The organism is Flavobacterium sp. (assembly GCF_043722275.1).
Classification (GTDB): Bacteria; Bacteroidota; Bacteroidia; order Flavobacteriales; family Flavobacteriaceae; genus Flavobacterium.
This window is the reverse complement of record NZ_JAYSPC010000119.1, coordinates 13,843-27,165: the sequence shown is the minus strand read 5'-3', so window position 1 is coordinate 27,165 and position 13,323 is coordinate 13,843. Positions and strand designations below refer to the sequence as shown.

Annotated in this window: 9 protein-coding genes; 3 read left to right on the top strand and 6 right to left on the bottom strand. The window is 32.2% G+C overall.

The annotated features are described in order from the left end of the window. Positions 1–16 precede the first annotated feature (16 nt). From ACHZDT_RS14870 to ACHZDT_RS14850, 5 genes are all read right to left on the bottom strand, one after another. Positions 17–487 (bottom strand): hypothetical protein, encoded by a 471-nt coding sequence (locus ACHZDT_RS14870; protein ID WP_394775407.1) that lies wholly within the window; start codon positions 485–487, stop codon positions 17–19. Between the two features lie 58 nt (positions 488–545). Next, the gene (locus ACHZDT_RS14865; protein WP_394775406.1) at positions 546–740 is read right to left on the bottom strand and encodes a hypothetical protein; all 195 of its coding nucleotides are present in this window, start codon (positions 738–740) and stop codon (positions 546–548) included. A gap of 443 nt (positions 741–1,183) precedes the next feature. Continuing rightward, positions 1,184–2,722, bottom strand: coding sequence for a hypothetical protein (locus tag ACHZDT_RS14860; protein ID WP_394775405.1), 1,539 nt, complete (start codon positions 2,720–2,722; stop codon positions 1,184–1,186). 149 nt (positions 2,723–2,871) lie between these two features. Next, positions 2,872–3,063 carry a hypothetical protein gene (locus ACHZDT_RS14855; RefSeq protein ID WP_394775404.1) on the bottom strand — a complete coding sequence of 64 codons (192 nt, stop codon included), beginning with the start codon at positions 3,061–3,063 and terminating at the stop codon, positions 2,872–2,874. Positions 3,064–3,086: 23 nt separating this feature from the next. Further along, on the bottom strand, positions 3,087–5,006 hold the full coding sequence (locus tag ACHZDT_RS14850; protein ID WP_394775403.1) for a hypothetical protein: 1,920 nt from the start codon (positions 5,004–5,006) through the stop codon (positions 3,087–3,089). Positions 5,007–5,425: 419 nt separating this feature from the next. On the opposite strand from ACHZDT_RS14850, the gene ACHZDT_RS14845 reads away from it, so the two are divergent. Beyond that, entirely contained in the window at positions 5,426–8,446 is a 3,021-nt protein-coding gene (locus ACHZDT_RS14845; protein WP_394775402.1) for a hypothetical protein, read from the top strand. Positions 8,447–9,093: 647 nt separating this feature from the next. On the opposite strand, the gene ACHZDT_RS14840 is transcribed toward ACHZDT_RS14845, so the two are convergent. After that, positions 9,094–9,510: an EamA family transporter gene (locus tag ACHZDT_RS14840; RefSeq protein WP_394775401.1), complete on the bottom strand. Its 417-nt coding sequence runs from the start codon at positions 9,508–9,510 to the stop codon at positions 9,094–9,096. A 229-nt stretch (positions 9,511–9,739) separates the two neighbouring features. Here ACHZDT_RS14840 and ACHZDT_RS14835 point away from each other — a divergent pair, with 229 nt between their 5' ends. Continuing rightward, positions 9,740–12,196 carry a TonB-dependent receptor domain-containing protein gene (locus tag ACHZDT_RS14835; RefSeq protein WP_394775400.1) on the top strand — a complete coding sequence of 819 codons (2,457 nt, stop codon included), beginning with the start codon at positions 9,740–9,742 and terminating at the stop codon, positions 12,194–12,196. Positions 12,197–12,303: 107 nt separating this feature from the next. Then, positions 12,304–13,311: a YncE family protein gene (locus ACHZDT_RS14830; RefSeq protein WP_394775399.1), complete on the top strand. Its 1,008-nt coding sequence runs from the start codon at positions 12,304–12,306 to the stop codon at positions 13,309–13,311. Positions 13,312–13,323 lie beyond the last annotated feature (12 nt).

Here is a 13,323-nt window from a genome sequence, read left to right as displayed (position 1 = left end):
ATTATTTATTTTTATTTTAATTTGAAAATGTTTGTGCAAATGCGGTCATGAGCGTATTTTCCATTCTTTTTTCGGTATGTTTTTGTAGCCAAAGCGCTTCTTCCAGTAATTTATAAAACTCGTCTATGGCTAATTGATAGGGATCTACCTGAAAAGCAGCCCTGATAAGTGCAGCCGATTTTTTGAATTCATCTTTTTGTGGCGTTGCATTTATTGTGAATTCACTATCTTTTTTGATTATTTCTACAATAGAATTCCCTGCAGAAAGCATGAATTCGTCATCATAATTTTCTTGATCTAATACACATTCTTTAAATAAAAACAGGATCGCTTCATGCGGATTGTCGTTGTATTTATTTTGGTAGTTTAAAAATGTGTCGAAGGATGGTTTTTTGCAGTAAGTCGTAGTTGATTGATCGTTTGAGGTAAGTTTTAATACTGTACCGTATTTTTCTTTTAGTTTTTGGATGGCTATTTTGTCAGGCATTTTTATGGTTTTTAGAGATTTTATTTAAGCTGAAATAAGTTTGATATTTCTTGAAGATCTAAATTGCGCTGTCTCTGCTTTCTTTTTTTAGGGCATCGGAAAGGCTTTCATTTTTCTCGGAAACATTTAGAGGTGTAATATTGAAACTCTCTATAAAAATGCTTGCTTCAGATGTTTGTCCCAGAGGATTTTTGAAATTACTCATGTCTGGTGTTTTAGGCGTTTCTCCTAAATCTCTTGGTGTATAATCCATGATTGGTTTAGTGTTAATTGTTAATATGATAATTAAGGATGATCTCTAAAGTTGAGGTTTGAACTTTCTGAATATTCTGAAAACAGGAGGTAACTTCGTATCTGTAACAGAGACTGATATTGAAAATTACAGTATGTAAAAATAGGGCAGAAGAGTGTGAAAAACGAAAAACTGAACCTTCGTTTCCAGTAGTTTCAGTAGAAATAAAACTGGTTTAAACTGTTGTTTTTTAGTAGTTTAAAGTTTTTACCAATCAATCCTGATTAGGTATGTTGAAGAGTAATTTGATCTTGTATCTGTTACTATTCGGATAGGTTGTATTTGGCGTTTAATAAAAATACATCAAAGTCTAAAGAGCATTTAACGCTTTAATAGACTTCGATGTATTAATAGAAAAGAATATGATTTTATGATAGAAAACTATTTTTTGTTTTCCATAAATATTAATAGGCGATCATTAATATTCCTGTAGATGTTCGATAAATATCTCCGGCAATTAAACCGCCTGCTAAAGCCGTTGTATTATTTTCATAAACGTGTGCTGTTCCTACATTAAGAGTTCCTATTAAGGATATTTTTGCATCTTTTGAAATAAATTTATTTCCTATATTTATAATGCCGGAAGCCTGAGCATCTGCTACAACTCCTTCTGAACCAATATAAATGTTGCTGTTTCCCGTGGCAACATATCTTCCAGCATATTTTCCAATTCCAATATTGGCAACTCCTGTTGTTATAGCTCCCAAAGAATAGTTACCATATGCGCTATTTGAATTTCCAGTGGTATTTAACCCCAGAGCAGTATGCCCAACAGCTGTATTAGAAAATCCTGCTGTATTGTAACGCAAAGCGAAGGTGCCAATAGCGGCATTTTTATCTGTACTTGTGGCATCAGACATACAATATGCTCCAATAGCAGTAGATTGCCCTAATCCTGATATCATAGTTGATAGTGAATTACAGCCAATCGCTACATTGTATTGTGATGTTTGGTTTTCTGCTAGTGCATATCCACCAACTGCGGTGTTAGCATAACCTGTAGTATTTTTGCTCAAGGCATATCCTCCAAAAGCATCGTTGTAAGATCCTGTTGTATTTGTGTTTAAGGCAGAATCTCCTAATCCGGTATTTGATTCTCCTGTGGTGTTTGTTTTTAATACTCCAGAGCCAATACCAGTATTACTTGAACCACTAGTATTTGCAGATAAAACATTCATACCAAAAGCAGTATTTGAAGTTCCGGTGCCTTCACCCTGACCAATTCTGATGCCGTTGACTAATTTATCAGCGCCTCCAAGTTCTTGCAAAGAGGTATTATCAACTATACCGGACTTTGTTTCAGAAACGGGTGTTCCCCCGGCAATATCGCTTAATGTGGCAACTTCGTAAGTTCCGGCAGGTCTGTTGGTGCTATTAAAAGTGTAATTAACTTTATTATCTCCCAACTTTAAATTTATTGCAGTTTCTTTATCAAAAAAAGAATATTCTCCTTCAACGGCATCAAGATTTATAATGCCAATTCTACCAGTGTAATCACCATTAATTCCAAAGTTTAATTGTGATCTGCTGATATTGTCCTGAAAATAAACTTCATTAAATGATATTCCACCCGTTCTCTGAAAAGGTAAATTGCTGTAATTTGCTGATCCTCCTGATATTCCGGTAAACTGCTCTTGTCCGTTTGAAAGACTTATTGTTTTGTCAAGACCTTGATTTCCAGAAGCTAAAATCTCATTTAATGTCGAGGTTTGGTTACTAATAACCAAATCTCCTGATCCTAATATTGGTTGTCCGTTAATTGTTTTAAAATCATCCTTTCCGGTTTTAGTTAAAAGCAATTCGTTTAAATCCTGAACGTCTTGTACAGGAACCTTTTCATCTTTATGACGAAATGAATCCCAAGTATCCCAAAATTGAGCTTGAGTTGGTTTTAAACTAGTTTTAAACCATTGTTTTATGGTATTTAATGTTTGTACAGCCATGTTTTTTCTTTTAAATTATATGTGATAGATTGATAAGCTCAATGTTCTGTATACACCCAAGATTTTTAGAAAAAACTTATTCTCTTAGAATTCCGGGTGTATTGCCTAAATGAGATTAGATTTTTATTCGTTCATTTTAAAATTAGTTTTTACTCTTCTTCTTTAGAAAATAACGGAGTAATTCCTGGCAATGCTGCTGATAAAAACAGACCCAGTAGTTTAATTCTATTGATAAATACCAATGATAATCCTGCCTCTTGTAAAAGATCGAATTTTGTGTCGAGGAATCCTGTTATGACAATTAAAAGACTAACGATTACTGCAATTTTTTGTTTATTCATATGATTAATTTTGATTTAAATTTTTAAGGAAGCACATTTATTACATATTCTACCCATCCTGTAGAGGTTTTTTCGTAAATTCTTCCACCTTCCTCTATGTCTAAGCAATGAATCTTATCACCTTTTCTAGCTTGTGTGTACAGAGAATTTAAAGCGTCTTTATTAAGCCTTGTCGTTATATTGCTATCAAAAACTTCAGCTACTGAAAGTTTATATGTTCTTGTAGTTGGTAGTGATGGAATAAGAATAGTAGCCCCATCATTATACATTGGCGTCTCAAAAGTTAATTGAGTTTGATTTGCACCTATTTTAGCTTGAAACAATATACCACCCCCTCCAACAGTTATGTTTCCATAATTTTCTCCATTAACTCCAGTATATACACCCATCTTCAAAGCTCCTCCCGTCAGACTTAAATCCGATACTGTTTTATAATCCCCAGAGCCGGTTTCCACTGTAAAATAAGTCTGTAAAAATAGTCCTGACCCTTGTAATAAAACAACATTACCTACAATATCGCCGTTCTCATTTTTCTTTTCTGCTACGTTGCTATCAGTTTCTATCAGGTTTTGTAATGTTATATCTTGAGAATCTATGACTATATCACCAGCACCAACTATTGATTCTCCATTAATAGTTTTAAAATCAGATTTTGCAGTAAATTCTTTATCAGATAATATAACATTTCCATTTTCATCTAATGTCAATAAATTTTCAGCATCATGATTGGCAATTTTTATAAGATTATATGAAGCGCTATTGCTGATATAAACTATTCCAGATTTAGTTACTGCCATATATCTGGGAGAATTTCCCGCACTGCCAAAAAGACGAACCGCACCTCTAGGAGAAATTTTATAGACTAAACCATTATCATAGTCATTATTATGGACATATAGAAAACCATTTTCTGCAACATGAAGTTCGAATGATCTATAGGTCAATGAGGCAAATACATTGTTTTGAGTACTATTTACCGAATAAATATTTTTGTCATCATCATTATTTGATGTAACATATAGCGACCCATCTGGTTTTGTGCAGCCTGTTCCTATTTCAAAGTTGAGAGTTGCAAAATTCGATACTCTTCCTTCTGCATCTATTTTATAAATTAAATTGCGATTATCATAATCGAAAAAATAACCATTCGATTCCAAATCAAATCCTAAAGTGCCTAGTGTTAAATTACCGGTATAATATTCACTATTATTTAATGTTATCGTATTTACTCTAAATATTTTCTGCGAACCTATTTCTTGTATATAAATATTATCATTTTTATCAATATCTAAAAAATAATAACTCAAGATGGAAGATCTTAGGACAGATAAAATACCAGTTTCATTGAATTTTATTAAAGAATAGGATGAAATTCCATCAAATAAAATTAGAAATAAATCTCCATTGTTAGGACTTGCTATTATTTTACCACGTATTAAATATCCTTCGGGAAAAGAATAATAATCAATAATAGTTTTATCTAAGTTTACTTTTTTTACTGTATTTCCATAGGGAAAATAAGCTGTTCCATCAATCCCAGCTGTTGGAATCACATCTTGAGTAAATACAATTTCACTTATCGTTTTTGATTCGTTTTTTAATTGAGTAAATTTTAAACCGCTTTCACCATTAATCTGACTATCAATTTCTGTAATAGAATTAATGTTTATTTTATCTCCTGTGTCAGTGATATTTGACTCTGCTAAATTTGATTTACCTTTTGAATCCTGCTTTATTTTTGTTAGCCTGTTTGGATTTCCACTTATATTGGGTATTTCCGGAATAGCTTCTGTAAGCCATTCGTTAATTCCTTCGATATCCTTAACAGGAACTTTTTCGCTTTTATGCCTAAAAGAATCCCAAGTATCCCAAAATTGTGCTTGTGTTGGTTTTAAGCCCGTTCTAAACCATTGTTTTATGGTGTTTAAAGTTTGTATAGCCATATTTTTTGCTTTTAAATTATATAAATTAATTATTGATTTTTTAATGTGGATTTTTCTGGTAGATGCTCCAAATATGAAAATTGTTCTTGTCAGGAATTTTAGGTTTTTTCCTTCTGCCTTTTAAAAATAAATAATCCATAATGGCTGTGGTTTTAGTTTAATTGTATGAAATAAGTTGATTGTTTTTGTGAAAATAAGAGGAGAATCTTGCACCTTAATAGTATATAAAAGCAACTTCGCTATTTTATTTTGAGGGTGTAAAAGTAGAACAGAACTATAGAAAAAGCACCAAAAAAACACTTCACTATTCAGTAGTTTCAGTAGAAAGATAACTTGCTGAAACTACTGAATACAAAGGAGTTGAAATTTTAAAATCACAAGTTTGCATCGTATTTTTACACTCAGAAAAACAACTAGCAATGAGTAAAAATTCAATTCACAATTTCAATCTTTCAATAAAAAATAGTGCTGATATAAAAAGCTCAGAAGACTTAACTAAAGCGATCATAAAAGAGTTAGCCAAAGTTTCAAAAGAAATGAGCCAGCAAAAAGATATAGTGCAAAAATGGCAGGAGCAAAAAAATCAAAATGCTGCTCCGGCTGTAAACAATTTCAATACCTTTTCTAAGGAAGGCGCTATCAATACCTCTGCTGAAACAATTCAATTAATTAGCAATACTTCTTCGGATACTGAGGCAAAAATTCCAAACCTTAATGGCTTAACTTCAAACACTCTAATCGAAGGAGGCGTTACTAATAACAATGCAGGAACAAAAACGATTTCTTCGACATTAGTCAATAATACCCCTTCGAATTTAAGAGTGGAAAACAATACTCTGAATTTTAGCCGTGGCACAACATCTCAAACTTATGCTAGTGTTGCATCACAACAAACCATAACTGTGCCTCAAACACTTGAGGGAAATAATGTTGAACCAACTATAAAAGTTATTAAAGCAGCAATCAGGAAAAAATTAGATGCTGCTATTAAAAAGAATGTTACTGCAGAAATAGCATATTGGAAAAATATTTCAAAAGCTTTTGATGAAGGAGCAAAGGTTCAGGATTTTAATGGTAAAGATGGCCAGGAACTTTTTTCAAAAATGTATTTTGATTTTCAAAAATGGCGTCTCGCTACAATTGATGAGTCAATTAATAATATAAATTGGACTAAAGCAAGTCACTTGATGATTTTGAAACTATTGCAATTATCCAAAGAAGAATCAAATGAAGATTTGAAAGGATATTTCAAAAGAATGATTCGGGAAATTAAAAATCCCGACGTAAATATTCAAAAACTATTTTCGGAACATGATGAATTGTTTTTATTGCTAAAATCCCTCTTTCCTAATTTGCCTGGTAAAATAACCATACAAACTAAAAAAGTACTATATCCTGATTTAAGTCCTCAAAAAATGTATCCTGACATTGGGGTAGAAAGTATGTACTTTATTTGGTCAAAAACCTTATTGGATAACGTAGAGATTAAGTATGGTAAAGGTGAAATAAAAAGTGATATATATGGTGTTTACCCCACATTAAAAAAAGGTCAATGGTATGATTATGACAGAATCGACAATCCAACAAAAGAAGGATCTACTTTTTGGAATGCCTCATTGTATAATACTATAAATGGACAGCATTATTTTTATCATACCATTGCACAACGTCACGCTTATTATCAATTCGTTGATGCTTATTTAAAAACTGTAGGTATTATATCTGAGTGGTTTGATGCTGCGGCAAGAGTAACAATGGGGTCGATTAAAACTGCGATAGATGGTGAAATGGCATTAGGAGCCCCAGAAATGCGTTTCAATCTTTGGTTCTTATCTAATGAAACTGATGAGTTTTTAAAAGGAGGAAACAGGTATTTATTTTCTGACAATATGAATAATGTAAAACTACTATTAGAAGGAAAAGGAAAATTAAGTGGAGAATTTATAGATGCCAAAGGAAATAAGCAAAGTTTTAAAGATTTATCTCAACAAGACTTAGATTTTAAATTAGTAGAATTTGAACAAACTATCGTTCAGGATTATATAAAATCTTCTTTTAGTAATTTAAATCACAGTTTTCTTAAAAAATCATTAGATGAAGTAACTGAAATTACTTGGAACCGGGAATTTGATGCTGTTATTAAACAAATTAATGACAATTTTACACTTTGGATGGCTCCGGATTTGGCGGAAGATATCATGAGTAAATATTTTACCACAAATGGAAAATCAACTTTCAATTTTGCGAAATATGAGGACAGGGTAAAGCTTGGGCAAGTGATGGTTAAAGAATTGTATTATTTAAAACTGAGCGATACTTTTAAAAGTGATACTCTTGATAAAATAATCAAAGACCCTATGAAAAATAGCATAGAGACTTTCAATTATTTTAGGATTGACCAAAAAACAGCAGTAAAAGAAGAGTCAAAACACTTAAAGGAATACAAATTACTAGAGCGCTTATCAAGAATAAAAAATAAACTTGCTGAAAAAACGATCTATATATTATCAAATTTAGATGAAGTTGTCATACTTTTTTTGCATACCGAAATAGCAACAATTGAAGAAATAATATACTCAATAATTGATATTGGAGAAGAAGTTACTAATGACTTAGTAGGACTTTACTATGAAATTAAGGAAGAATTTGAAAGAACAACATTAAATGATCATTATTATACTAAAACATATGTTGATAAAATTAAAAATTTATATGATGATATAACCGAAATTAATGCAATTAAAAATAGATTAACGCAAAAAATAGAAGAAAAAATAGAAGAAAAAAGAATCAAAGTAGGGAAAAAAATCACACAGGAAATTACTGATTTACCCAATGAAATAGCTGGAAATGTATTAGCTAAAACAGCAATCCGTATTTATCCCGAAGTTAGAAGACTGATTAATAAAGATGAAAATGAAGTTGAAGGGGAAAAACAATCATTATTTAGAAAAAGTTACGAAGCTACAGTTGCTATTTTGCTTTATGAATTTGCAACAGGTAAAGGACCGAAAGATAGGAGTTTTGATTTTCGCCAACATAAATTTGCACAAGCGATTTTAGAAGACCGAATGATTAAGGAAATCATGGAGGAAACTTTAAAATTATTGAGACAAACCAATTACGACTTTGTTAATAAACCTGATAGTCAGGAATTAAAAATTGATTTAGAGTTTAGTCCAACTCTAACTTATGCCATTGAAAGTCTTGACAAACATTTTGATTCTAATTTAGCACAAATATTTATAGGCGGAGCCTTTGCTTTGGTACGAATTAGAAACGGAAAATTGGAAGGATATATCTACAATGAAACATCAAGAGAATCTTTAGTGCTTCTTTTAAATATTGGAGATCTGAAAAGAAAAGGCGATGGAAGTGAAGAACGCAGACTGTCAAGTATTGTACAAAGAATTTATTTCACTTTTGAATTGCCAAAATAAATAATTACGATCAAATAGATCCTACCGAACACAATAAGGAAATGTAGACTTTAATAACTTCTCAAAATAACTTCAAACAAAAAAATCCTGTAAAAATTACAGGATTTTTTTTGTGGAACTGACAGGATTACAATCGAACACCTAATTCCTATATTAATGTTTATATTTAATAGTTGCTATAGTTATAAAAAGGAAGTCTTACTTTTAAGAATTTTAATTATACCCATATTGCTGAAGTTCAAAATTAATTCAGAATGTCTGTTTAATTTTATGCTGTTTTTACATGTTTTCTAAAAAAAATATTGCTTTGAAGTTTTAGAATTATGGACAGATCTAGCTTTTCAGATGATGAATGAAGAAAGAGTTGAAGTAGAATTGAAAAAAATATGGGATGACAGTTATCCTGTGCATACCAATGATATAAAAATGGCTTCCTGGGAAAAATTTCAATCCGAAATCTTTTCTTTACAAAAGCAAAGAACAAAAACGCTTCAATTTTGGTTTACTTTTATCATAAAAAATCTTTACAAGCTTCTGCGTTACAATTCTTAGCTCTTGGTACAAATAAAAACCTGAGTACTTGTGGGTGATGACAAGACGACTGCCATTACCAATAGGATTAGAAATTTATATATAGTGTTTATTTTTTAACTATATATGATGATTATCGTACCGCCAATAATCATAATGACGCCAACAATACCCAGAGGACTTATCTTTTCATTTAAAAACACCACAGAAAGTATAATTGCGATGGCAACACTTATTTTATCTACCGGTGCAACCTGAGAAACTTTTCCTATTTGTAAAGCTTTAAAATAAAATATCCACGACAGTCCGGTGGCGATTCCGGATAAACCGAGAAAAATCAGGTTTTGCTTCGTTAATAAATGAATGCTATTAGTTCCGCCCCTGAAAAAAGCAATTCCCCAGGCAAGAATCAGGATAATTACAGTTCTAATTGCGGTTGCTAAATCCGTATCGACGCCTTTGATTCCTATTTTTGCGAAAATAGCTGTCAACGCAGCAAAAAAAGCAGAAAGCAGAGCAAATATCCACCACATAATTTTTGTTTTTTAATTCATAAACTATTCAAATGATATCGATGAAATCTAATTTATGCAATTAAGTGATAAAAGTTGAATTTTTTCTGAATTTTGTTTAAAGTAATTCAGGTTAAAATCTTTTTTTTCTTTGCTAAGTTCTGATCTGAATGTTAAGAAATAATTACAAATCACAGATTCAGGATATATTCAGAATTAAGATCTTATTTTGGCGTTATAAATTTTTGATATGCGCTATTATATATTAACTCTGGCTTTTTTTATTTCACTTGCTACTGTTGCACAATCTAACTCCAATAAAGGAAAAATCACAGGAAAAGTGATGGATGCCGAAACAAAACTACCTATAGAAATGGCAATCATCAGTATTTATAAAACGGGTGAGAACAAAGCTTTTAACGGAATTACAACAAATCAAAATGGTTCTTTTTTGATAGATAACCTTCCCGAAGGATCGTATAGAATTGCCATAGAATTTATTAGTTACAAGGAAATTATTTTAAATAATGTAGCTATTGCGGCAAGTCAAAATGCGGTCAATTTAGGAAATGTTTCACTTCAGCCGTCAACAAATCAGCTTGATGAGGTTAAAATAATTTCAAAGACAGCAACAATTCAAAATAAAATTGATAAAATGGTTTACAATACCGCGAACGATCTTACAAGTCAGGGCGGTGTTGCGACTGATGTTTTGAAAAGCGTTCCGATGGTAAGCGTTGATATTGATGGAAATGTTGAATTACAGGGAAATCCAAATATTAAATTTTTAATTAACGGAAAACCTTCCAGTATATTTGGAGCCAGTGTTTCAGATGCCTTACAAGCTATACCAGCGAGTCAGATTAAAAGTATAGAAGTGATAACAAGTCCTGGTGCAAAATATGATGCTTCGGGAACAGGAGGAATTATCAATATTATTCTTAAAGAAAGCAAAGTTCAGGGAATTAACAGCAGTATTAATTTGTCTGCCGGAACACGCTTAGAGAATGGTTCATTTAATCTAAATGCGCGCAAGGGAAATTTTGGAATGGGAATTTATTTTAGCGGCAACAAACAATTAAATACAAAAACGAAAAGTATAAGTGACCGTGTTTCTTATAATGCTGCAAGAGACAGTATTAATAGATTATATCAAAATGGTGTAAGTCCGTTTACCAGAAGCGGATATCAAACCGGAATCAATTTAAACTGGAGCATCACCCCAAAAGATGAATTGACGGGAACTTTTGGCTATAATCATTTTGAAAATAATTCATCCGGAATGACGCTGCAAAATCAAATAGCGTCTTTGTCTGATGGAACTATTTTATCCCAAATTAACAGCGAAAGAAACTCAACAAGTAATTTTAAAAACAATGCTGTTGACTGGAGTTTAGGTTATAAAAAGACTTTCGAAAAAGAAGATCAGGAATTGGATTTTTTAGTGACATCAAGTTACGGCAGAAGCCAAAATGATGCCGGACAGCAAACGCTTTATCAGGACGATGTATATCCTGTTTCAGGACTTAGAAGTTACAACCCCGGAAAAGATCATCAAACAGAAATAGCGCTAGATTTTGTAACCCCAATTGCAAAGGGATTTACGCTTGAAACAGGATCTAAAGTAGCATTAGAAACCATAAACAGTAATGTTGTTACAGATACTTTGGACATGGATGGTTCTTATATAAATAATGTAGGTCAGACTTATGGTTTTACTTATAAACGAAATATTTATTCGGCTTATTTTTCAAGTTCCTTTGCTTTATTTAATGGTTTTTTAAACGGTAAAGCAGGACTTCGTTATGAGCGGACTAATACAACAGCAGATTTTGTTGGTGTGAGCATACCGGACTATGATACTTTTGCGCCATCTTTTATGATTCAGCATAAATTTAGTGAAGACCAGTCTATAAAATTTGCCTATAGTTATCGTATCGAAAGACCTGATTATGAAGAGTTGAATCCTTTTTTCAACATTAGTGATCCACATAATATCAGTACAGGAAATCCATTTTTAAAACCTGAAATTGGTAATCGTTTCGAACTTGGATACAGTAAAACGTTTACTAATGAAGCAAATGTTTATTTTTCAGGATATTATCGCCGTAATACGCAAGATATTCAGAGTTTTACCACATTTAACCCAACATTAAATATCAACGGAACAGATTATACAGATGTAACCTTAACGCAGCGTTATAATTTTGGTTCTCAAACTGATATTGGCGCCAGCATCTTTGGATCATTGTCCATAAATAAAAAATTAAATATCAGATCGACTATTGAACTTGGAGAAAGAACAACTACAAATCCTGGTTTTACAAGTGTAAGTGGTTTTAATTACAGGGCGAATTTGAATTTAAGTTACCAGTTTGAACCTACTATGACGGCAGAAATTTTTGGAAATTACCGTTCTTCTCAAAAGAACCTGCAGGGAGAGCGTCCGTCTTCATTTTTCTATAATCTGGCAGTTCGAAAACAGTTCTGGCATAAGGCTGCAAGTTTAGGAGTTACAATGGCAAATCCTTTTAATAAATACATGAATCAAAAAGCTACCAAATTTGGCGAAAGTTTTAATCAGGTCAATATTAGGGAAGTTCCTGTTCAGTCATTCGGGATTTCGCTTAGCTATAAATTTGGAAAATTAGAATTCAAAAAAGGAGAATCAGATCATAATAATGAACCGCAATTACCAACAATTTAATCAAAAGCACAGCATTTCTTAATGCAATATTAAGCATCGGCAAATGAATAATTCAGATTTAATTCAGGATTGATAAGCAACTTTGTTTAGAATTTAAATTGCTTATTATGAAATGTTTATCTGTGCTTTTGTTCGCGCTTTTTGTCTCTTTTTCACAAGCTCAAAATCTAAAATTGTCCAGCGAAATTTCCGTTGCGGGAGATCTTGGATGGGATTATTTATCTGTTGATGAACCGGCCCAGAGATTATTTGTATCTCATGGCAATGTTGTTAATGTTATCGATTTAAAAACGGATAAGGCAATAGCTGTAATTCCTGATACAAAAGGAGTTCACGGTATTACTATCGCTAATGATCTTAATAAGGCTTTTATATCTGACGGAGCTGATAATGCTTTTACAATCGTTAATCTTACCACTTTTGAACTGATCGAAAAAGTAGCTATTCAGGGCGTTAAACCGGATGCTATATTATATGATAAATTTTCTAAAAAAGTCTTTGTTTATAATGCCAAAAGCAATGATGCAACGGTTATAGATGCTGTTACTAATAAAGTTCTAAAATCAATTCCGCTTGACGGAAAACCTGAATTTTCTGCAACAAATGCAAAAGGTTTGATCTATGTAAACATTGAAGATAAAAATCAAATAAAAGTTATAGATGCCATCAAACTTGAAGTCGTAAAAACTTTTGATATAAGTCCGGGAGACGAACCTTCAGGATTAGCTTTTGATGTGGTTAATAATAGACTTTTCAGCGTTTGCGGAAACTCAATTATGGTGGTAACAGATGCTATTACAGGAAAAGTTGTTACAACTCTGCCAATAGGCGAAGGCTCTGACGGTGTTTTTTATGATGAAAAACGAAAACTGATCTTTAGTTCAAATGGTGAAGGAACTTTAACCGTAATCAAGCAAAAAAACAAAGACAGCTATGCTGTTTTAGAAACTGTTCCTACGATAAAAGGCGCCAGAACAATTACAATGAGTAAAGCGACCGGTACGATTTATATGCCAACAGCTTCTTTTGGAAAAACACCTGATGCAACGAAAGAAAACCCGAATCCGCGTGCTGTCATTATTCCCGGGACTTTTAAAGTTTTGACGGTAAAATAATTTCACATCAAT

Excerpts from the sequence above, each read along its gene's own strand:
- ACHZDT_RS14870 (WP_394775407.1), bottom strand. The coding sequence starts at position 487 with ATGCCTGACAAAATAGCCATCCAAAAACTAAAAGAAAAATACGGTACA.
- ACHZDT_RS14845 (WP_394775402.1), top strand. The coding sequence starts at position 5,426 with ATGAGTAAAAATTCAATTCACAATTTCAATCTTTCAATAAAAAATAGT.
- ACHZDT_RS14855 (WP_394775404.1), bottom strand. The coding sequence starts at position 3,063 with ATGAATAAACAAAAAATTGCAGTAATCGTTAGTCTTTTAATTGTCATA.
- ACHZDT_RS14865 (WP_394775406.1), bottom strand. The coding sequence starts at position 740 with ATGGATTATACACCAAGAGATTTAGGAGAAACGCCTAAAACACCAGAC.
- ACHZDT_RS14830 (WP_394775399.1), top strand. The coding sequence starts at position 12,304 with ATGAAATGTTTATCTGTGCTTTTGTTCGCGCTTTTTGTCTCTTTTTCA.
- ACHZDT_RS14850 (WP_394775403.1), bottom strand. The coding sequence starts at position 5,006 with ATGGCTATACAAACTTTAAACACCATAAAACAATGGTTTAGAACGGGC.
- ACHZDT_RS14860 (WP_394775405.1), bottom strand. The coding sequence starts at position 2,722 with ATGGCTGTACAAACATTAAATACCATAAAACAATGGTTTAAAACTAGT.
- ACHZDT_RS14840 (WP_394775401.1), bottom strand. The coding sequence starts at position 9,510 with ATGTGGTGGATATTTGCTCTGCTTTCTGCTTTTTTTGCTGCGTTGACA.
- ACHZDT_RS14835 (WP_394775400.1), top strand. The coding sequence starts at position 9,740 with ATGCGCTATTATATATTAACTCTGGCTTTTTTTATTTCACTTGCTACT.